The organism is Streptomyces sp. CA-106110 (genome assembly GCF_050936285.1).
Classification (GTDB): Bacteria; Actinomycetota; Actinomycetes; order Streptomycetales; family Streptomycetaceae; genus Streptomyces.
Genome location: NZ_JBNJNB010000001.1, coordinates 2,389,702 through 2,408,942, shown reverse-complemented (window position 1 = coordinate 2,408,942; position 19,241 = coordinate 2,389,702). Strand labels below are relative to the sequence as shown.

20 protein-coding genes and 2 pseudogenes are annotated in these 19,241 nt (G+C 69.3%); 9 read left to right on the top strand and 13 right to left on the bottom strand.

The features are described from left to right. Positions 1–52: 52 nt before the first annotated feature. Positions 53–510: pseudogene (locus ACQEXA_RS11150) on the top strand (substrate-binding domain-containing protein); the annotation flags it as partial. Positions 511–571: 61 nt separating this feature from the next. On the opposite strand, the gene ACQEXA_RS11145 reads toward ACQEXA_RS11150, so the two are convergent. The 5 genes from ACQEXA_RS11145 to ACQEXA_RS11125 form a co-directional block, all read right to left on the bottom strand. Further along, positions 572–1,486: an RNA repair domain-containing protein gene (locus ACQEXA_RS11145; protein ID WP_433129581.1), complete on the bottom strand. Its 915-nt coding sequence runs from the start codon at positions 1,484–1,486 to the stop codon at positions 572–574. A 241-nt stretch (positions 1,487–1,727) separates the two neighbouring features. Next, positions 1,728–3,521 carry an L-lactate permease gene (locus ACQEXA_RS11140; protein WP_432935025.1) on the bottom strand — a complete coding sequence of 598 codons (1,794 nt, stop codon included), beginning with the start codon at positions 3,519–3,521 and terminating at the stop codon, positions 1,728–1,730. 13 nt (positions 3,522–3,534) lie between these two features. Then, positions 3,535–3,912 (bottom strand): hypothetical protein, encoded by a 378-nt coding sequence (locus ACQEXA_RS11135; protein ID WP_432935026.1) that lies wholly within the window; start codon positions 3,910–3,912, stop codon positions 3,535–3,537. Positions 3,913–4,080: 168 nt separating this feature from the next. Next, the gene (locus tag ACQEXA_RS11130; protein WP_432935027.1) at positions 4,081–5,100 is read right to left on the bottom strand and encodes an aldo/keto reductase; all 1,020 of its coding nucleotides are present in this window, start codon (positions 5,098–5,100) and stop codon (positions 4,081–4,083) included. A 105-nt stretch (positions 5,101–5,205) separates the two neighbouring features. Beyond that, positions 5,206–6,156 (bottom strand): alpha/beta hydrolase family protein, encoded by a 951-nt coding sequence (locus ACQEXA_RS11125; RefSeq protein WP_432935028.1) that lies wholly within the window; start codon positions 6,154–6,156, stop codon positions 5,206–5,208. Between the two features lie 170 nt (positions 6,157–6,326). Between ACQEXA_RS11125 and ACQEXA_RS11120 the strand changes: the two genes are divergently transcribed. Together ACQEXA_RS11120 and ACQEXA_RS11115 are read left to right on the top strand one after the other, a co-directional pair. Next, positions 6,327–6,920 carry a TetR/AcrR family transcriptional regulator gene (locus tag ACQEXA_RS11120; RefSeq protein WP_432935029.1) on the top strand — a complete coding sequence of 198 codons (594 nt, stop codon included), beginning with the start codon at positions 6,327–6,329 and terminating at the stop codon, positions 6,918–6,920. Between the two features lie 57 nt (positions 6,921–6,977). Further along, positions 6,978–7,121: a hypothetical protein gene (locus ACQEXA_RS11115; RefSeq protein WP_433129579.1), complete on the top strand. Its 144-nt coding sequence runs from the start codon at positions 6,978–6,980 to the stop codon at positions 7,119–7,121. 180 nt (positions 7,122–7,301) lie between these two features. Here the strand turns inward: ACQEXA_RS11115 and ACQEXA_RS11110 are convergent, their stop codons facing one another. Both ACQEXA_RS11110 and ACQEXA_RS11105 read right to left on the bottom strand, forming a co-directional pair. Beyond that, complete coding sequence (locus ACQEXA_RS11110) at positions 7,302–8,630, bottom strand: IS701 family transposase (protein ID WP_432933157.1); 1,329 nt, start codon at positions 8,628–8,630, stop codon at positions 7,302–7,304. Between the two features lie 78 nt (positions 8,631–8,708). Next, on the bottom strand, positions 8,709–9,050 hold the full coding sequence (locus tag ACQEXA_RS11105) for a MarR family transcriptional regulator (protein ID WP_432939753.1): 342 nt from the start codon (positions 9,048–9,050) through the stop codon (positions 8,709–8,711). Positions 9,051–9,191: 141 nt separating this feature from the next. Here ACQEXA_RS11105 and ACQEXA_RS11100 point away from each other — a divergent pair, with 141 nt between their 5' ends. Then, complete coding sequence (locus ACQEXA_RS11100; protein WP_432935031.1) at positions 9,192–9,902, top strand: ANTAR domain-containing protein; 711 nt, start codon at positions 9,192–9,194, stop codon at positions 9,900–9,902. Positions 9,903–9,917: 15 nt separating this feature from the next. Here ACQEXA_RS11100 and ACQEXA_RS11095 read toward each other — a convergent pair whose 3' ends face one another. From ACQEXA_RS11095 to ACQEXA_RS11080, 4 genes and pseudogenes are all read right to left on the bottom strand, one after another. Next, complete coding sequence (locus tag ACQEXA_RS11095; RefSeq protein ID WP_432935032.1) at positions 9,918–10,646, bottom strand: PP2C family protein-serine/threonine phosphatase; 729 nt, start codon at positions 10,644–10,646, stop codon at positions 9,918–9,920. Positions 10,647–10,712: 66 nt separating this feature from the next. Then, positions 10,713–11,276, bottom strand: coding sequence for a GAF domain-containing protein (locus tag ACQEXA_RS11090; protein WP_433129577.1), 564 nt, complete (start codon positions 11,274–11,276; stop codon positions 10,713–10,715). Between the two features lie 193 nt (positions 11,277–11,469). Next, positions 11,470–12,327, bottom strand: coding sequence for a peptide ligase PGM1-related protein (locus ACQEXA_RS11085; protein ID WP_432935034.1), 858 nt, complete (start codon positions 12,325–12,327; stop codon positions 11,470–11,472). A gap of 55 nt (positions 12,328–12,382) precedes the next feature. Beyond that, a pseudogene (locus ACQEXA_RS11080) lies at positions 12,383–12,812 on the bottom strand (isochorismatase family cysteine hydrolase); the annotation flags it as partial. 543 nt (positions 12,813–13,355) lie between these two features. Between ACQEXA_RS11080 and ACQEXA_RS11075 the strand changes: the two are divergent. The 5 genes from ACQEXA_RS11075 to ACQEXA_RS11055 all read left to right on the top strand — a co-directional run bounded on the left by ACQEXA_RS11075 (position 13,356) and on the right by ACQEXA_RS11055 (position 16,886). After that, complete coding sequence (locus ACQEXA_RS11075) at positions 13,356–13,511, top strand: DUF6131 family protein (RefSeq protein ID WP_359406876.1); 156 nt, start codon at positions 13,356–13,358, stop codon at positions 13,509–13,511. A gap of 87 nt (positions 13,512–13,598) precedes the next feature. After that, positions 13,599–14,624 carry a Ppx/GppA family phosphatase gene (locus tag ACQEXA_RS11070; protein ID WP_432935035.1) on the top strand — a complete coding sequence of 342 codons (1,026 nt, stop codon included), beginning with the start codon at positions 13,599–13,601 and terminating at the stop codon, positions 14,622–14,624. Between the two features lie 314 nt (positions 14,625–14,938). After that, positions 14,939–15,085, top strand: a complete 147-nt coding sequence (locus ACQEXA_RS11065; RefSeq protein ID WP_432935036.1) for a hypothetical protein — start codon at positions 14,939–14,941, stop codon at positions 15,083–15,085. A gap of 257 nt (positions 15,086–15,342) precedes the next feature. Next, positions 15,343–16,479, top strand: a complete 1,137-nt coding sequence (locus ACQEXA_RS11060) for a molybdopterin-dependent oxidoreductase (protein ID WP_432935037.1) — start codon at positions 15,343–15,345, stop codon at positions 16,477–16,479. Then, complete coding sequence (locus tag ACQEXA_RS11055; protein ID WP_432935038.1) at positions 16,476–16,886, top strand: hypothetical protein; 411 nt, start codon at positions 16,476–16,478, stop codon at positions 16,884–16,886. Before ACQEXA_RS11060 ends, ACQEXA_RS11055 begins: the two co-directional genes overlap by 4 nt. A gap of 432 nt (positions 16,887–17,318) precedes the next feature. Here the strand turns inward: ACQEXA_RS11055 and ACQEXA_RS11050 are convergent, their stop codons facing one another. Both ACQEXA_RS11050 and ACQEXA_RS11045 read right to left on the bottom strand, forming a co-directional pair. Then, positions 17,319–18,431: a sensor histidine kinase gene (locus ACQEXA_RS11050; protein ID WP_432935039.1), complete on the bottom strand. Its 1,113-nt coding sequence runs from the start codon at positions 18,429–18,431 to the stop codon at positions 17,319–17,321. Continuing rightward, positions 18,421–19,143: a response regulator transcription factor gene (locus tag ACQEXA_RS11045; RefSeq protein WP_432935040.1), complete on the bottom strand. Its 723-nt coding sequence runs from the start codon at positions 19,141–19,143 to the stop codon at positions 18,421–18,423. The genes ACQEXA_RS11050 and ACQEXA_RS11045 overlap by 11 nt, the downstream gene beginning before the upstream one ends. Positions 19,144–19,241 lie beyond the last annotated feature (98 nt).

The following is a 19,241-nucleotide window of genomic DNA, read 5'->3' as shown; positions in this document are numbered from 1 at the left end:
CGCTCGTGCACACTCACACACGCTCATGCACACCTGAAAACGAACAGTTCCCAACCCCAAGTACAAGAACGTCCAACTCGTCAAGATCGCCTACGGCAACGACGACGTCCAGCAGTCCTTCCAGCAGACCCAGGGCCTGCTCCAGCAGTACCCCAACCTCAAGGGGATCATCTCCCCCACCACCGTCGGCATCAAGGCCGCCGCCCAGTACCTGGCCGGCTCCAAGTACAAGGGCCAGGTCAAGCTCACCGGCCTGGGCACCCCCAACGACATGCGCCCGTACGTCAAGAACGGCACCGTCGACGCCTTCGAACTGTGGGACCCGGCCAAGCTCGGCGAACTCGCCGCCCGCACCACCATCGCCCTCGCCTCCGCCAGATCACCGGCACCCAAGGCGAAACCTTCAAAGCCGGCGACATGGGCACCTTCACCATCGGCAAGGACTCCGTCATCACCCTCGGCAAGCCCACCGTGTTCGACAGCAAGAACATCGACCAGTTCAACTTCTGACGCAGAGGCCGGCTGTGCCGGGAGGGCCTGGGCGGCGCTCTGCCTCACCTGGCTGAGTACGTCACCTGTCGGTGATCCTGGAGAGCCAGTCGGTGTCCTCCGGGCCCGGCGCTTCGAGGCCGGGCGGGGGCAGCCGGCGGACCTCGCCCGTGCGCAGGGCGACCGTGGCCCGTGGCCGCATCGGCCCTTCGCCCCTGCGTGCGAGCAGGACGAGTTCCCAGACTGTCGCCGTCATCGCGTCGAGCCGGGTGGCGCAGTCGGCGGTGACTTGCCGCGGATCCCGGGTCCGGCCCAGGGACAGGTGGGGGGTGAAGTTCTTGGCCGGCCCACGACAGTGCGGGAACCGTTGCCGCAGTACGCGGTACAGGTCCGCCCACGGCGCCTCGCCGGCCGCCGTCGGGTCGAGCCACACGGTGAAGTACGCCTTGTGTCGGAAGGTGCGCACCCCGTCCAGCCGGGCGGTGAAGACCGGCGCCTCGGCCGCCGCCGCGGCGAGCAGCGGGGCCGCACGCTCGAAGTCGGACTCCGGCACGAAGCCGAAGAGCACATTGACGTGCGGCGGCCAGCGGTGGATCTGCGGATCGTGATCCCGGCGGATGTCCTGGATCGGGAGCCACAGCTCCGCGGGCGGGATCCAGGCCAGCGCCGTGCGGACGGTCGGGGACACGTCGAGGATGCCGGCGGGCTCGCTTCTGCCGGAGCTCGTGCCGAAGTTCAGGTCAGCTTGCGGCTCCCGCACCCGGCCGGCGCCCGAGGCGTCGAAGCGGTCCACCCCCGTGGTCCGGTCCCAGGCCACCTCGCCGTCCGCCTCGATGAAGACCACTCGGTGCCACGGGATGTCGCCCCCGGGGACGAAGGAAGTCAGCGGGATACGTTCGAGGCCATCCCCGCGCCGGCTGATACCCAGCACGAAGCGGGCCGGGTCGAACCGCGGGTCCCAGCGGATGCGGTGATAGATCTCGTCACTGGTCCGCATCGCGCCTCCTCTCCCGTCTTCACACCATCTCTCCTTCCAGGGTGCCGCTGTCCTCGACGGTTGAGAACCTGCAGGTCACAGGCCATGGATCGGGATTTCGAGGTCCGCACTGTCCAGGCGTCCCTTCCTTTACGCGAGGGGACGACCGGTCAGCCGTACATCATGACCATGACCCCACTTCAGCCCCGTGACCTGCAGGGATGCAATATTTCGACGTACTGGGCCGTGGCACACGTCCCTGTCAGGGGGTTGCCGGCGTGTCCACGACCATCCAGCCGAGCGCTGAGGTGCTCTGCAGGTAGACCAGCACGCACATGAAGAGCATGAAGACCACGCTCCACACGATGACGCGGCGGAAGAGGATCCCCTCGCGGCCCTCGAAACCGACCGCGGCCGCGGCGATGGCGAGGTTCTGCGGGGAGATCATCTTGCCGAGCACGCCACCGGAGGAGTTGGCCGCGGCCATGAGGGTGGGCGACAGGCCGGCCTGGTGGGCGGCGGTGATCTGGAGGGCGCCGAACAGGGAGTTGGAGGAGGTGTCGGATCCGGTGACGGCAACGCCCAGCCAGCCGAGGATCGGTGAGAGGAAGGCGAAGGCCCCGCCGGCCCCGGCCACCCACAGACCCAGGGTGGTGGTCTGACCTGACTCGTTCATGATGTAGCCGAGTCCCAGCACCAGCATGACGGTGAGTACCGCGAACTTCAGTTGGTCCAGGGTGCGTCCGTAGGCGCGCAGGGCGCGCCGGGGGCCGACCTGGATCAACACCATGCTGATCAGTCCGGCTATGAGCAGCAGAGTCCCGGCCGCCGACAGGTAGTTGAGTTTGAAGGTGGTGGCGACCGGGTCGCCGCTCGCCTTGACGATGTGCAGCCCCGGCCAGTTGACGATGTGCGTCACGGACTCCAGGCCGGAGCCGGTCGCCCCGACCCCGGCCGGCGGCTTTCCGGTGATCGCCGGTACTCGGGTGGCCAGCACGAACACCACGATGATGGCCAGGTAGGGCGCGTACGCCTTGAAGACGTCCAACGGCGAGTCGTGCGTGTCGCGGTCGGCGTCCGCGCGGGCCCGGGTCAGCACCTGGCTGTCCGCGGACTCGCCGCTGCCGGGGGCCGGTTCCCCGCCGGGGGTCTGGGGCCGGCGGGAGCCGCCGTCGGCACCACCGAGGTCGCCGTCGACGCCATGGTCCTCGTCGCTCTCGTGGTACGTCTCCTCGGCGTGCCACACCCGGGTGAACGCCAGGACCGCCAGCGCGGAGGCGAGCGCGGCGACGATGTCGGCGAGCGGCACGGACCAGAAGTTCGAGGACAGGTACTGGAAGACGGCGAAGGACACACCGCACACCACCGCCGGCGGCCAGGTCTGCCGCAGCCCCCTTCGGCCGTCCACGATGAACACCAGGGCCAGCGGCACGAACAGCGCCAGGATCGGCGTCTGCCGGCCGACCATCGCGCCGAGGTCGTCCACGGGCAGGCTGGTGACACCCGCCAGTGTGGTGATCGGCACGGCTATCGCGCCGAACGCCACGGGTGCGGTGTTGGCGACCAGGGCGACGGTGGCCGCCTTGAGCGGCTTGAAGCCGAGGGCGATCAGCATGACCGCACTGATCGCGACGGGCGTGCCGAAACCGGCCAGCGCCTCCATGAGGGCGCCGAAGGAGAAGGCGATGATGATCGCTTGCACCCGCTGGTCGTCGCTGATGGACGCGAACGACCTGCGGAGCACGTCGAAGTGCCCTGTCTCGACGGTGAGGTTGTAGACCCAGATCGCGTTGATGACGATCCACATGATCGGGAAGAAGCCGAACGCGGCGCCCAGCAGCCCGCTGTTGAGCGCGTCGGCGAACGGCATCGAGTACACGGCGACCGCGACCACCAGGGCAACGATCAGGGAGATCAGCGAGGCGAGCCACGCCTTCATACGCACCACGCCGAGCAGCACGAACAGGACGAGCAACGGAAGGATCGCGATGATGGACGACAGCCCGAGCGAATGACCCACTGGACTGTAGTCCTGCTGATAGTTGGCGAGGATCATGTAGCACCCTTTTCTACGACACCGGAGAGGAGGGGGCCGCGCCACGGATCGGCACCGTGGTGGTCTGTGGGATGGCGTGCGGGACGACGGAGCCACGGTCGTCGAGGGCTCGCTCGAGTAACTGCCGTAAGGGGACACCGCGGAGGGCGGTGTCGCGCGCCTGCACGGTGCGGGCGAGGGCACCCCTTCGCTCACGCGGGCGAGGATGGTCGCGACCTGCATCCAGCACCCGGGGCCGCCGGCGGTCAGCGGCCATCATGAGCTCGGCGCCGGTGGCCGGCCCGGTAATCGCCCTGCGCTCGTCGAGTTCGCGGGCGGGCTCAGGGTGCAGCAGGTTGTACGTTCCGGCGCCGGCTCCCATGGCGACGCAGGACGTGATGCGGTGTCTCATGCGGGTACTCCGCGGTGTTGGCGACGAGGTCAATTCCACTACTCGGTAGACACCAACCGAATGGTGGAACAATGCAGCGGCGCGCCACCCGTGTCAAGGGTCACGGGTGGCCCACGTCACACACGAATTCCCGCCGGACGGACGGCTGAAGGCCCGCTGCCCGGGCGATCAGCGGCGCCGCAAGGTGGGGTCGAGCAGGGCGGGAGGAGTGTCGTTCTTCTCGTGTGCGGCGAGGTCGACACCCGGTGCGACGATCGCGTCGATCGCGTCGAGCACGTCGGCGGAGAGCACGGTGTCGGCGGCGGCGAGTTGGGCGTTCAGGTGGTCCAGTGTGCGGGGGCCGATGAGGGCAGAGGTCACTGCCGGGTGCGCGGTCACGAATCCAAGCGCGAGCTGGATCATGGTCAGACCGGCCTCGTCGGCGACTGCGGCCAGCCTTTCGACGGCGTCGAGCCTTGCCCGGTTGGCGGGGACGGCGGTGTCGAAGCGCTGCGGCATGAACGTGGAGCGGTTGGTGGTGATGTCCCGGCCTTCGCGGATCGCGCCGGACAGCCAGCCCGAGGCCAGGGGACTCCATGCCAGCACACCGAGCCCGTACTGCTCGGTCACGGGCAGGACGTGGGTCTCGATCCCGCGCTGCAGGATCGAGTAGCTGGGCTGCTCGGTGGCGTAACGGCTCAGGTGATGCTCGCGGGCCGCCCACTGGGCCTGCACGATGCGGTACGCGGGGAAGGTGGAGGAGCCGAAGTAGCGGATCTTGCCCGCCCGTTGCAGGTCGGTCAGGGCCGACAGCGTCTCCTCGTCGCTGGTTCGCGGGTCCCACCGGTGGATCTGGTAGAGATCGACGTGGTCGACGCCGAGGCGGCGCAGACTGTTGTCCAGCTCGGTGACCAGCCAGCGGCGGGAGCTGCCCTGATGGTTGGGCTCGTCGCTCATGGGCAGGCCCGCCTTCGTGGCCAGCACGATGTCGTCGCGGCGGCCGGCGATTGCTTTGCCGACCATCTCTTCGGACTCGCCGCCGCTGTACATGTCGGCGGTGTCGATGACGTTGATGCCGGCCTCGAGAGCGGCGTCGACGACAGCCGTGGCCTCGTCCTGGGTGGTGCGTCCGATCTTGCCGAAGTTCATCGCGCCGAGCGCGAGTGCACTGACCTGCACACCGGTGCGGCCCAAGGTGCGGTACTGCATGACTGTGTTCCTCAATCTCTGTGAAGCGTGACGGCAACGCGTGGGTTGGGTTTCGGGCGCTTCTGTGGCGCGTCTATGGCGCGCGTGCTCACCCATCGGGTGGGCCTACTTGGATTCCACCCGTCCGAGCGGGTCGGGTGCGGCCGTCAGCGCGTCCTGCGCTGTCTGCCAGGCGGGATCCGAGGGATGGAACTCGGTGCGGAGGTACGCCCACGAGAGCCGCTGGACCGCGGCGACTCGCTCGGGGTTCTCGTCCGTGGTCTCGGCGACGTCGTATCCCGAGACGCCGCCGAGCCCGTGTTCTGCACCGAAGAGGGTGAGCAGGGACTTGGGGCCGGGGGAGAGGTGGTACGGGTCGGTGTGCCAGTCCGCGCCCCGGACCGTCAGGTGGGGTGAGGTGTCCTTGTCGCCTGCGACCACGAGGGCGGGCGTGGTCATCGCGGAGAAGTCCGTGGTCAGAAAGAAGGGATAGTGCTCGGCCGTGGACTTGGTGAGGGCGTCGCCCCCTCTGCCGGGCGCGGCAAGCAGTACGCCCGCCGTGATCCGCGGCTCGGCCAGGTTCACTTCCGTTCCGTCCTGGGGATCGGTGAGCCGGGCGCCGAGCAGCAGGCTCGCGGTGTGCCCGCCCATCGAGTGCCCGGCTACGGCGATCTTGTCGTGGGCCAGGCGTCCGCGGAGCTGCGGGGTGGCGGCCTCGATCACGTCGAGCCGGCCGAGGATGCGCTGCATGTCCTCGGCCCGTGATCGCCAGTACAGCGGCGCCCCGGGGGTGGAGGGGTCCAGGCTCAGCGTCCGCGAGCTCAGATGGGTGGGCTGGATGACGACGAAGCCGTGCGCCGCCCAGTAGTCGGCGAGCGGGGCGTAGCCGTTGAGCGAGGAGAGGTTGTTCGAGGGTCCGTGGCCGTGCGACAGGAGGACGACCGGCAGGTCATCCCCGGTCACGGGGGCGGAGACGCGTAGGTGCAGGTCCACGGCGCGGCCGGGAACCGGCAGCACCACCGGACTGAGCGAGAGGACGGGAGTGGGTGCGCCGACGGTGTCGGCTGCGGAAGTCATGAGGTGCCTTTCCCTTTCCACGGCTTTGCCGCCGGCCTCATGCGGCCGGCGGCAGGGGAGGGGTACGGGACGGCGCCGCCGCGGCTAGACTCGAAGCGGAACGCTGTTCCAGAAAGAACAATACGGAACGCTGTTCCGCTTAGTCAATCGTCGTCCGGAAGGAGCGTGTGGTGCCCTCAGCAGGCCAGTCCGCGGGGGTGTCGGCCCGAAGCAAGCGGGCCGACGCGCAGCGCAACGAGCAGACGCTGCTTGCCGCCGCCGCCGAGGTGTTCGTCACCTCCGGCGTCGACGCGCCGATCCGGCAGATCGCGGCCAAGGCCGGTGTCGGGCTGGGCACGATCTACCGCCACTTCCCGACGCGGGCGGATCTCGTCGTGGCCGTCTACCGCCACCAGGTCGAGTCCTGCGCCGAGGCCGGCCCGTCCCTGCTGGCCGGCGCCGACTCTCCCCTCGCGGCACTCCGTCAGTGGGTCGACCTCTTCGTCGATTTCCTGGTGACGAAGCACGGACTCGCCAACGCGCTGCAATCGGACAGTGGCTTCGACGCGCTGCACGCGTACTTCCTCGACCGCTTGGTGCCCGTCTGCGAGCAGATGCTCGACGCAGCGGTCGCCGCCGGCGAAATCAGGCCCGGTACACAGGCGTACGAACTGATGCGCGGCATCGGCAACCTCTGCATCGGACGTGACGACGACCCCCGCTATGACCCCCGCCGGCTGATCGAACTGCTCCTTCAGGGGCTGCAGCGACCGCAGTCGTCCTGATCCTGACGACGCTCGATGACCCGTGCACATGCGGCTTCAGTCCTGGGAGCCGCGGCCATGACGTCGCGTACACGCTGGGTCATGGGCCGCGCCCTCACGGCTCTGGCGGTGCCGGTCACCGCACTCGGCGTCTGCGCCCCGCCCTCCCGTACATCACCTCTAGCCCTTCAGTTGGAGATCAGCGGCCCCGCTGTAGTTTGAGGACCGGTGGGTGGCGGCCGTGCCGTGGGGTGTTCGGCTTCGCGGGCATGGTTGCGCCGCCTGTGACAGGCGCGGGCGACGGCCTGGTGGCAGCGTCGCCACCAGGACCAGTGCAGGCCGTGGCGGATCCGCTCGGCCGGGGTGGGCTGGGGTGCCATCACCCACAGCAGTCGGGCGATTTCATACGCCGTGAACGCGATAGCGGCGGTGCCGGTAGGGCTGGTGGGATCGGCGAGGTCCCCCTGTGTGGCCGGGAGGCGTGTCCAAGCTGGCGTGCAGGATCTCCGCGACGCGGTCGGGGCCGGGGGCGGGCTCCTCGTCGCGGGTGGCGGCCGCGGCCTGGACAGCCAGGAAGGCCGCGGCCAGCTGGGCCAGGGTGATGTGCCGGTACCAGCCGTGGAAGGAACGCACCTCGTAATCGGCCATCCCGGCGGCCGACTTCGCGAGCTTGATCGCTTCCTCCACTCGCCAGCGGGCCCCGGGTACACAGACCAGCTCTTCCACGGTGGTCTCGGGCGGGCCCCAGGCCAGGTAGTAGTCGCGCCCGGTGGGGGTCTGCGGCCGTCGCCGGGCGATGAACCACCGCGCCCACGCCCCGTCGCCGGTCTCCGCCTCAGGGTCGGGGATAGGGCGTACCCACCACTGCCAGACGCGGGAGTCGAGCTGGGAGGGGCCGGCCGGCAGGGTGACCCAGTCGTCCTCGGCGGCGTGCCGCTCCACCAGCCTCGCGGCGTGCCGCCAGCCGGGACGGGGCAGCACCGTGTGGTTGGCCTGCACGTTCACCGCGTAGGGCAGATGGTGCTCCTCCAGGAAGACGCGGAAGGCGCCGTCGCGTCCATAGACCTCATCGGCGGCCACCCACACCCGGTCCTCGGGAAGGTTGGGCAGCGTACGGGCGATCATCTGCTCGGCCAGGCGGGGCTTGGTGGCGAAACCGACGGTGTCGGGGACGTGTGCGGCGCGGCAGCGGGCCCGGTCCTCGGTCCATTCCCGGGGCTGGTAGATCTCCCGGTCGATCAGTGCCTGCCCGCGTCCGGTGGCCCAGGCGGCCATCACCCCGATCTGGCACGGGAAGACCCCGCCGAGCGTGCCGGAGTACTGCCTGGCCACCCCGACCGAGGCCCGGCCCTTCTTGGCGAAGCCGGTCTCGTCGACCACCAAAACCCCCGCTCCGCCGGGCCCAGCTCCCCTCCCGCCGTCGTCCAGGCCATCGATGACGTAGCGTCGGGTGAAGTCCCGCAGCGCATCGACGTCCCAGACCGAGCGGTCCAGCAGATGCTGCTGCCCCCACGGCTCGGCGTCGCCGCCGTACTCGGCAAGCTGCCAGCCATTCTTGCGTGACACCGGGGAGAGCAGGCCGCGGATGCACCGCGCGGCCCGCATCCGCAGATCCGCCCGCGGGAAGATCCCGCCAACCTCCACCAGCAGGTTCTCCAACTGATCGGAGAACTCCTCGGCCCGCTCCCGATCGGTGATCTCCGGCATAATGTCCAGTAACTCCGCCTTCATACAAGGCAGTTACCCCCACACGATGACCGAGGAACTACAGCGGGGCCGCTGATCTCCAACTGAAGGGCTAGAGTGCGCTCAGTGCTCGGAGCGGGCCTGGTGGACGACTCCATGGCGCTCCACCTCGTCCCTGACCAGCATCGACAAGAGCGAGGCCACCGTCAGGCCGGCTTCGGCGGGATGGCGCAGGACCTTGCTCGGGTCGATCTGGTAGGCGTTACCGCGGCCCTGGCGGTTGTGGGACAGGTAGCCGTCCTGCTCCAGATCCGAAATGATCTTTTGGACGGCCCGTTCGGTCAGTCGGCACCGTGCGGCGATGTCGCGGATACGCGCGTTGCGGTTGTCGGCGATGGTAGCCAGAACACGAGCGTGACTCGTGAGGAACGTCCATCCGGTATGTGGCTCAGGCGATCCATCCACTTCGACCATCCCCGAATCGTACGACCAAGCATTCGCGCATTCAAAAGAACGAAATAAAATTCATGTATATCTTGACGTCTTACGCTTTGGGGCGCGACGCTGAGAGCAAGGTAATTGGCGAGTACCCATAGAGAGGCAGTCATGCTGGAGCCGCCCTATGCAGCGCGGTCCATCAGCCGAGTCGGCAGCGCCTGCGAGCGCGAGGACACCTCACCGTCAATCGCCACACGTCGTGACAGCGACCGTGTCCTCGTCACCCTCAGCGGGGGACTCCGTCTCGAGGACAGCGAGATGCTCGAGAGCACGCTTCACAGTGCCCTCGACGGACCGGTCCAGGGCGTGGACCTGGACCTCAGCGGACTGGAGTTCTGGGACTGGTCCGCACTCAATGTGCTGCTGACCGTTCGGCGGCAGGCACTCACCAAGGGGAAGTCGATAGTTGTCACGGCCGCCGGCCCCGTGGCCGAACGGCTGCTGACCCTTACGGGCACCTCCGACCTTCTCGCACCTGCGCGCGAGGATGCGGGTCGTGCCGCCGGGCGGTCCGAGCCGCGCGCAGAGGACGCAGCCGACGACGGACTCCGGTGCGAAGTCGTTCAGCTTCGACGAGCCCTGCAGACGCGTCCTGAGATCGACCTTGCTCGTGGAATTCTGATGGCCTCCTTCGGCCTGAGCGCCGACGAGGCGTGGGATGTGCTGGTCATGGCATCCCAGAACACCAACACCAAGCTGCACCGCCTGGCTGCGGACGTCGTGACCACGGTGAATGGGACGCCCCTGCCGGATCCGCTGCAGAAGCACCTGACAGCAGCGGTCGCCCGGATCACCACCGTCGACGATCAGCAGGCGTAGCACGCAGCGTTGGCGCTAGTCCATGGGGACGGTGACGGCCTCGGAACCGGTCGGTTCCTGCGACAACCGTGCAGCGCCTTCGGATCCGGGAGTTCCGGTGGGAGGCAGGCGCAGGGCCAAGAGAGCGACATCGTCCGGGTATGGATCGGCAAGGAGACCGGCCAGAAGTTCGTCGCACATGGCCGGGAGGGGCTCGCGGGGCAGGGCCGCGGCGTGCTGGCGCAGTCGGGTCAGGCCGCTCTCAAGGCTTTCGTCACGGCGTTCGATCAGGCCGTCGGTGTAGAGCAGGAGCGTGGAGCGGGGTGGTAGAGGTTCGGTTGCCATGGTGCGGGAATGATCGGGGTCGACGCCGATCATCAGACCGGCCCCACCTTCCAGGTAGCCCGTGTCGCCCTCGTGGGCGACCAGCAGGGGAGGCAGGTGTCCCGCGCTGGAGTAGGCGAGCTCCCAGGGACTGCCCCTCGCGCCGTGGATGACGCTGTAGAAGCAGGTGGCGGTCGTCCGGCCCACCACCTGCTGGGCGATGTCGAGGCGGCGCAGGATGGCATCGGGCGGTTCCTGACGGTCGCAGGCGATGCCGCGGAGCATGTTGCGCAACTGACCCATGGCGACCGCGGCACGCATGTCATGTCCGGTGACATCGCCGATGATCACGGTGGTGTCGCCGGTCGGCAGGACGAAGCTGTCGTACCAGTCCCCGCCGACTTCGGCTGCCTCGGCGCGAGCGGGGCTGTAGCGCGCCACCAACTCCAGGCCGTCGACGCGCGGCAGCTCAGGAAGCAGAGCGCGCTGAAGGTGTTCGGCCGTGGCCTACACTGCCTGATACAGACGGGCGTTGTCGGCCTGCAGAGCGATGCGGTGCGACAGCTCCTCGGCCAGCCCGAGGTCTTCTTCGCCGAAGGGCCGCTCGCGCGTGGTCCGCGCAAGGGTGATCGCTCCCATCACACGCCGGCGGGCCCGCAAGGGTGCGATGACTGCGGAGTCCGCGTCCAGCTCCTTCAGAAGGTCCCACCCCCGCGTGGAGCCGTTCTGTTCGACGGGCAGCTCGGCGTGGCGAAGGAGCAGCGGTCCGGCCCCTCGCAGTACCCGGGCCAGCGGACCGGTGGCTTCGGCGGGTACCGGAAGGCAGCTCTCCAGCAACCCGTGCAGCAGGGCGGGGTCGCGGTGGGTCACACACACGCGCCGCAACTGTTCTCCGCCCTCCAGCAGGTCCATGGCGCACCAGTCCGCCAGCTGCGGAACCACGATCCTGCACACCCGCCGCAGCCCCTCGTCCGCGTCCAGAGTGCTCCCCAGGGCTTTGGTGACCTCCGCCAGCAGCGCCAGACGGTCCAGCGCCTGCTGCAGTTCCGCGTCCACATCGAACTCATCCACGAGACCGCCTCCGCCCGCCTCCCCGTTCGCATGCACGCGCCGCACTCTCAGCTTGCCTCCCACCGGTGCAACGTGCGATGGCGGCACGTCCTGACGCCCGCGCTTCCACCCTCGCCGTCCGGTGCGTGGGCAGGGCACGGAGGGGTGCTACCCGGTACCGGTTGGGGCCGCGGTGCCTCGTCCGCGGTTCTTCTCAGCTCAATACATCGGCCAGGTCGGCTTCCAGGGCGAAGAGGCGCTCGTGCTCCGGCGCGATCACGGCATAGCACAAGGGTGTCCCACCGCCCGGCATGTCGGAGTACAGAACGACGCCTTCTCCTTGGTCCGGGTCGTAGGTCAGACGAGTCGATCTCAGAATTCGGAGCACCTTCTCGAAGTCGCCGTGATCCGTGGAGCAGTGCCGATGGTCGATGAGCCGGGCCCCGGCGAAGAGACCCGAGTCCTGGCCCTCGAGACGCGAGACCATGGCATAGGGAGTAGTGGTCGCGGTACGGCGGATATTGCATTCGGTCGCATAGAGCGTTCCGTCGTGTGCCAGGACGGCGTCCACATCAAACGGCCCGAGGTACCCGCTCGCCCGGAGGCGCCGTCCCAGGCCGAGTCCCCATGCCTCCAGTTCCTTCAGTACGGCGTGCCCGACACCGGGTGGTGGTGACACATAGCCGGTGAAGGCTCCCTCCCGCACGCGCATGGTGCCGGCGAACAGCGTCCGGGGGCCTTGCTCCTCGACCGTGAGCTGCGCGCTGACGGAGATGCCAGGGCCCACGTATTCCTCGACGACCCACAGGCCGCTCCCCTCAGGTCCCTGAGTCGTGACCGGATCCCCCCGGGAGACGAAACGCAACCCTTTGCCACCGGCCGAACGGTCCGGCTTGACGACCAGTCGGGGATGGGAGTCGAGCAGGTCACGGACCGTTCGCTGCAACTCCGTTCCCGTGCAGACCCTTGCGCGGGGCAGGCGCATCCCGATGCGTTCGGCATGGGAGCGAAAGCCCGTCTTGGTGTTGAGAACCGCGGCGCTCCCGACGGCACCTGACGCCGTCAGGTCCATGCCCGGGGCGTAGGGAACGACCGGAATGCCGAGGTCGGAGGCAAGGCACCGTGACCTCCAGGTGGCGGATATGGGCGTCCAGGGCCGAGTAGAGGATGCACTGTTCGGTGACCTGTCCGCACAGCACCCCATGCCCTACCTCCAGTTGCCACAGGAGGTACGACATGGGGGTCTCGAAGAAGATGGAATGGCGCGCCTTCACCACGAAGAGGGAGTCGTCGTCGGGCTTGATCGGCTCGATCAGGTCGGCGTGCGGGCGGGCCAGCGCAGTGTCCACGAGTTCCTCCGTGATGGGAGCGCCACCGCCCGAAGTTGTCGTTCGCGTAGATCACCGGTGCATCGGCTTCGCGGGCCCGGCCGATCAGGTCCGCCAGCACGGGGACGACACGCTCGGCGGAGGGCACGAGCAGTTCGGCGTCCTCGTGATCGTACGTGTTGATCATGTCGATCACGATGAGCGCGCGGCCCCTCTGCTCTCCGGGCATGTGAACTCCGTCCACCGCTTGTGCCGTCAGTCGCGCAACCGGGTCAGGACACCGGAGCCGGTCTCAAGGCTCAGCCCCAGGGGGTCGGAGCACGGAAGTCGGCGCGGTCACGGACGCGCCGGCCGACGCAGGCTCCACGGTTCCGGATACCTGTTCTGTACGTCAGCGCCCAGCCGTATGCCGGCCGGGGACGAAAGCTCCGGTCAACGCCTTGCTCGTCGAGACGACTCGAGTACCCGGGACGGATTCCCCGGAACCACCTGCTGCCGTCGATGTCGGATCCCGGGCAGGGCGCCTCCGGTCTCAGGGACGGAGCAGGGTCCCCTGACCGTGGCGTCCTCGTTGGGCACCACGTCGATCCAGCGAGGCGCCGGTGCCACGCTCGCGCGCCTGGACGGTCTCGCGGTCCGGTCATCCTGTCGGAGTAACGGCGGTGTAATCCGGGTGTACGGGGTACGCGGTGTATGCGCATTCAAAGACCCCGGGAACGGGGTCTCGACGGCCGAGTCGATCACCTTCTGGAAGGGCAAAACGGAGGACAGCGTGATTATTCTCGGGATCATTTTGCTGATCATCGGTCTCCTCACGGGACTCTCGATCCTTTGGACCATCGGTTGCATCTTGGTGGTCATCGGCCTCGTGCTCTGGGTCCTGGGCGCCGTCGGGCACGCAGTGGGCGGGCGTCGGCATTACTGGTAGATGGTGCGAGTCGGCCCGATCGGCTGACGGTGACCGCATGGTGCCGGTGGGTGCATTGCCTGTCCCATGTGGGGTAGACACGCGCCCATGAGACTGAGCGTGGTGGACGCGGGATCAAAAACCGTCCGGCTGGTGGTGACCGACGTGAAAGACGGTGTGCCGCTGCCGGTGCACACCGCGAAATGGAGGCTCCGCTTGTCCGAAGCGGTCGGAACTGACGGCCGCTTCGGGGAATCAGCCACAGCGCAGCTCGTGACAGCGCTGAACGGGGCAGTCGAGACGGCCCGGCGCTGGGGCGCGCCGGAACCGTTGGCGTTCGCCACGGCCGTGGTGCGCAACGCACCCGACCGGGCGGACGTCCTGCGGGCGGTGCGCACCCAGACCGGGCTTGCGCTGTGCGTGCTGCCCGGCGAGGTGGAGGCCGAGCTCACCTTCTTGAGTGTCCGGCGCTGGATGGGCTGGCGCTCGGGCCCGCTGGCCCTCTTCGACATCGGCGGCGGCTCCCTGGAAGTGGCCTTCGGCCGTGGCCGGATGCCGGAATTCGTGGCCTCCCTGCCGCTCGGCGCCAACCGTCTGACCAACGAGTTCTTCGCCTGCCAGGACCCTCCTTCGCCGGATGAGGTGCATGCCCTGCGCCGCGCGGTCCGTCATCAGCTGCGCGACGCCACCACCAGGATCCGCTGGGAACAGCCCCACACCGTCGTCGCCACATCGCGGATGTTCCAGCAGCTGGCGCGGTTGTGCGGCGCCCTGCCGGGGCGTCACGGCCCGTTCGCCGAACGGGTCCTGCACCGAAGAGACCTGCGCCTCGCGATCGAGCGGTTGGCGACTCTGTCCGCGACCGAGCGGTCCCGACTGCCCGGCATCTCCGCACCCCGGGCCCGGCAGAGCCTGGCAGGGGCCATCGTCGCCCATACCGCGATGAAACTGAGCAGGGTGAAGACCCTCGCGATCTGCCCCTGGGCCCTGCGCGAAGGCATCCTCCTGCGCTACTTGGAGGACGGGGCCGACTGGTGGACCGACATCGAGCGGCTCGACGGCGTCAGCCGCCTCGGCGCAACCACGGTCAGGCCTCTCCCACTGCGCGCGGCCGCGCCGTCGCCTGCACCCTGAACCCGGGCGGCTCCCGCGCGACACGAAGGCAGGCGGTCTCTTCCGGGCGGTCCGGGTGCCCGACCTCACCCCCCACACCCACCCCCCGCGTCGGGCCCTGTCGGCTGACCTGACGGCGAAGATTGAGCGCTCCTCACCGAAGATTGAGTGACGGATCGTACGTGCGAGGAGTTCCGCCACACGGCCCGGTGTACTGTCCCCCCGCCATCACTGACAGGGGGACATATGAAGCGGTGGGCAAACGAGGGTCCGCACGGCCCGCACCCGATGACACCGGCACTACAAGTCGAGATCCGATCCGACTTCAGTCAAGCGTGGGTACGGATGATCTGGGGGTCCTGCTGGCCGTCCTGGGTGCCGCGGTGACCATCTGGACCTTCCTCAACGGCAACGGACAGATCGTCATCTTCACCGGTGGCCTCGCCGTCGGCCTCGCGGTGTTTCTCAGCGGCTACCTCTGAGACAGGCGCATACGGCGCTATCTGAGCAGGCACGGCGTCCCGCTCGAAGCCGTGAAAGGCCCGCGTCCCTGACCGCGACAAGGCCTGGCGGTCCCGTCTCGCTTCTCGAACTCGTGGAGCTCGTAGAGGAGATGGCGCTGGTTCCGGATCAAGGCGTGGTCCAGTGCTACGGCAGGTCACGCCACGACGTGGATGTCCCTGTTCCGTAAGGGGCCCGGGCGTTCCGCGGCCGCCTCGTGGCGGCTGTGATGGGAGGCATGAGATCCCGCTTGTTTCCGCCGGTGTTCAGGGGCAGGTTGCACGACGCCCGCACGGCGACCTCGATCGGGCGGTGGCTCGGCCTCGCCTTCGCGGTGTGCTTCGTCACCGGTCTGATCAGCCATGTGCTGCAGCATCCGCCCGGTTGGCCGGCCGGTGATCCGCCGAGCCGCCCGGTGTGGGGCTACCGGCTCACGCAGGGGCTCCACGTCGCATCGGGTATCGCGGCGATTCCGCTGCTGCTGGCGAAGTTGTGGACGGTGTACCCGCGGCTGTTCGCCTGGCCGCCGGTGCAGTCGGTGCGGCACGCCCTGGAGCGGCTGTCGGTGGCCGTGCTGGTGGCTGCGGCGGTCTTCGAAGTGGCCACCGGCCTGCTGAACACCGCCCAGTGGTATCCGTGGCCGTTCTCCTTCGTACCGGTGCACTACGCCGTGGCCTGGCTGGTGGCCGGAGCGCTCCTGCTGCACATCGCGGTCAAGGCCCCCGAGATCCGGGCCCACTGGAGCCGGCGCTCTTTGGGCACCCTGGCCCTGCCCGAAGAGGACGGGCCCGACCGGCGCTCGCTGCTTGCCGGGGTCGCAGCGGCGGTCGGCGCGGTCACCGTGACCACGGTCGGCCAGTCCTTCACTCCTCTCAAGGACCTCGACCTGCTCGCGCCCCGTCATCCCGACCACGGCCCGCAGGGCCTGCCGGTCAACCGGACCGCCGCCGCGGCCGGAGTCGGGCTGATTCCGGCCGAGCGCTACCGCCTGACGGTCGCCGGGCCGCGGCCCTTCACGCTGACCCTGGACGAGCTGCGGGGCCTGCCACAGCGCGAGGTGGAGTTGCCGATCGCCTGCGTGGAGGGGTGGAGCAAGTCGGCGCACTGGACGGGCGTGCGCGTCATGGACCTCCTGGAGCTTGCCGGCGCCCCGCCGCACGTCCGCGTACGCGTGGTGTCCCTGCAGACGCGAGGCGGATACCGCGTCTCCGAGATGGGACACGAGCACGCCCATGACCCGCTGACCCTGCTCGCCCTGCGCCTCAACGGCGAGGAACTCTCCCCGGACCACGGCTACCCGGTGCGTCTGATCGCCCCGAACCGGCCCGGCGTGCTGCAGACCAAGTGGGTCGGCCGACTGGAGGTGCTGTCATGAGGCTGAGCGTGACGAGACTGCTCACGGGTGCGGTCGGTCTGACGCTGATGGGCGTCGGCGCCTCCCTGCTGCTGGACGTGCCCGACCTGACGGGTGTTCTGGTCTGGCTCGGCGGGGCGGTGGTGCTGCACGACGCGCTGATCGCACCGCTGGTGCTGCTCATCGGATGGGTGCTGGTCCGCGGCGGTGCGCGCGGGCCGGTGCGCGGGGCACTGCTGGTCGCGGGCGCCCTGACGGCGGTCGCCCTGCCGGTGCTGCTGCGCCCGGGGAAGCCGGCCAACTCCTCGGTTCTGCCGCTGGACTACCCGCGCAACTGGCTGCTCACGCTGGCGGCGGTGGCGACCGTCACGGCCCTCCTGCCGGCCGTACGGGCCATCCGCCGCAGCCGTCGGCGGCCACCTATGTAGGTCCCGTCCGCCTTCCGGCTCCTGGGCTCGTGCTACGAGTGGTTCGCCCACGGCCTGGTGGCCGAGGACGCCCCGCTCGATCCGCGCAACGTCCACGCCGCCACAATCTCGCGCAGGTACTCCTCGCCTCCGCAGGGGTGCGCGCCGTCGGCCGGCGAGTCGGCACGCTCACAACGTGTACGGGCCCTGGATGATCGTCACGGGGGAGTGCCGGCTCGGCGATGTCCGCCACATCACCGCACCCCCGCGCAGGCTGTGCGACGAACCGGGCTGGAAGCCGCAGGTCGTTCTTCGTAGAGGGCATGACGGAGTTCGCGACAACCCGACTGCAGGCCGATAGACGTCCGCCGCCGACCGGCCGCCGACCGCGACGAAAGCGGAAGGACCGGTCCTGTTTCTCGAACGGGGCCGGTCCTGCTGTCGGCGGGCTCCTCAGACCGCGGCGGGCAAGCGGACCTCAAAGCGGCAGCCGCCGGGGACGTTGCTCACCGCCGCGCGCCCCTGGTGGGCCTCTACGATCCCGCGCACGATCGCCAGGCCCAGACCTGCTCCGGCCGGTGGGGTTCGTGCGTCGGTACCGCGCCAGCCGGTGTCGAAGACGCGGGGCAGGTCCTCCGTGGGGATGCCGCCGCAGCCGTCGGTGACCGACACGACGACGCTGTTCGCCTCCCGGTGGGCGGAGACCGCGACCGTGCCGTCGGTGGGCGTGCGGTGGATCGCGTTGACGAGCAGGTTGGCCAGGACGCGGGACATCTCGCGGCCGTCGACTTCGACCGGGACGGGCTCGACCCCGTCGCCGATGATCCGTACGCCGTGCTCCTTGGCCAGTGCGTCGGCGCCCGCGAGCGCGTCGCCGACCAGGTCGTAGACCGACATGCGGGTGGTGTTCAGGGCGAGGACGCCGGCCTGGATGCGGGACAGTTCGAAGAGGTCGCCGACCATGCCGGTCATGCGTCCGACCTCCGCGCGGATTCGGGCGTGGTAGACGCTCGGGTCGTCGACCATGCCGTCCTCCAGGGCCTCGGTCATGGCCTGCAGTCCGGCGAGCGGGGTGCGCAGGTCGTGGGAGATCCAGGCGACCAGTTCGCGCCGGGAGTCCTCCAGGGCCCTCTCCCTCTCCCGGGATGCGGCGAGCTTCGCGCTGGTGGCGGCGAGTTCGCGGCCCAGTTCGGCGAGTTCGGCGGTGGGTGCGGCGGCGGGCGGGACGAAACTGCCGTCGTCGCCGAGGGCACGGGTGGCCTCGGCCAGGGCTCGGCTGCCGCGGACGACGCCGCGGCCGAGCGTGAACGCCACCCCGAGCGAGACGACCGCCGCGATGGAGCACACCATCGTCACGACCCACAGGTCGTGGTCGGACAGGAGCATGGCCCATGACACCAGCATGGTTCCGGCGAGCATCGCAGCGACGGTGACGGCGGCCACCACTGCCAGGGACAGCGTGACCGAGCGGTTGCGCAGCAGCCGCAGGACGCCCGTGCCGAGCAGGCCCGCACCCGCGGCGCCGATGGCCGCGTAGGCCGCGATCAGGAGGGTGTCATGCAGCATCGTCGGCTCCGTTGCCTGCCAGGGGAGGGTCGAAGCGGTAGCCCACGCCCCACACGGTGCTGATCAGGCGGGGGTGTGCCGGGTCGTCCTCGACTTTCTCCCGCAGGCGCCGCACGTGGACGGTGACGGTCGACAGGTCGCCGAACTCCCAGCCCCACACCCGGCGCATCAGCTCCTCGCGGCTCGTCGCCCGTCCGGGGTTTCGCAGAAAGTACTCCAGCAGGTCGAACTCCCGGATGGTCAGGTAGAGTTCGGTGCCGTGGCGGGTGACGCGGCGGGCGTTGGGGTCCAGGGCGAGAGGGCCGGCGCGCAGCCAGGATCCGGGCGGGGCGGTCTGCGCGGCGGCCGGCGCTCCCGTACGACGCAGCACCGACTCCACCCTGAGGACGAGTTCACGGGGGCTGAAGGGTTTGGTGACGTAGTCGTCCGCCCCGACCTCCAAGCCGAGGATGCGGTCCTCCTCGTCGCCGCGCGCCGTCAGCATGATCACAGGGATCGGGCTGTTCCTGCGGATGCGGCGACAGACCTCAAGCCCGTCCATGCCGGGCAGCATCAGGTCCAGCACCACCAGGTCGGGTGGCTGGGCGGCGGCGCGGGCCACGGCGGCGGGTCCGTCGGCGGCCACGTCGACGGCGAAGCCCGACCGGCCCAGATAGCCGGCGACGACCTCGGAGACGGTGGGGTCGTCGTCCACGACGAGTACGCGTTTCACGCCATCGAGTCTCGCACCGGCTCACAGCAGTCGGCGGGCGCGGCTGCGGACGTCAGCGATCCGTAAGATCACCAAATCCCTTTTGTCGGTTTCGTCCT

Coding starts and splice junctions, on each gene's coding strand:
- ACQEXA_RS11145 (WP_433129581.1), bottom strand. CDS start 1,486: ATGCGGACCAGTGACGAGATCTATCACCGCATCCGCTGGGACCCGCGG.
- ACQEXA_RS11140 (WP_432935025.1), bottom strand. CDS start 3,521: ATGATCCTCGCCAACTATCAGCAGGACTACAGTCCAGTGGGTCATTCG.
- ACQEXA_RS11135 (WP_432935026.1), bottom strand. CDS start 3,912: ATGAGACACCGCATCACGTCCTGCGTCGCCATGGGAGCCGGCGCCGGA.
- ACQEXA_RS11130 (WP_432935027.1), bottom strand. CDS start 5,100: ATGCAGTACCGCACCTTGGGCCGCACCGGTGTGCAGGTCAGTGCACTC.
- ACQEXA_RS11125 (WP_432935028.1), bottom strand. CDS start 6,156: ATGACTTCCGCAGCCGACACCGTCGGCGCACCCACTCCCGTCCTCTCG.
- ACQEXA_RS11115 (WP_433129579.1), top strand. CDS start 6,978: ATGACGTCGCGTACACGCTGGGTCATGGGCCGCGCCCTCACGGCTCTG.
- ACQEXA_RS11110 (WP_432933157.1), bottom strand. CDS start 8,630: ATGAAGGCGGAGTTACTGGACATTATGCCGGAGATCACCGATCGGGAG.
- ACQEXA_RS11100 (WP_432935031.1), top strand. CDS start 9,192: ATGCTGGAGCCGCCCTATGCAGCGCGGTCCATCAGCCGAGTCGGCAGC.
- ACQEXA_RS11085 (WP_432935034.1), bottom strand. CDS start 12,327: ATGGACCTGACGGCGTCAGGTGCCGTCGGGAGCGCCGCGGTTCTCAAC.
- ACQEXA_RS11070 (WP_432935035.1), top strand. CDS start 13,599: ATGAGACTGAGCGTGGTGGACGCGGGATCAAAAACCGTCCGGCTGGTG.
- ACQEXA_RS11060 (WP_432935037.1), top strand. CDS start 15,343: ATGAGATCCCGCTTGTTTCCGCCGGTGTTCAGGGGCAGGTTGCACGAC.
- ACQEXA_RS11055 (WP_432935038.1), top strand. CDS start 16,476: ATGAGGCTGAGCGTGACGAGACTGCTCACGGGTGCGGTCGGTCTGACG.
- ACQEXA_RS11050 (WP_432935039.1), bottom strand. CDS start 18,431: ATGCTGCATGACACCCTCCTGATCGCGGCCTACGCGGCCATCGGCGCC.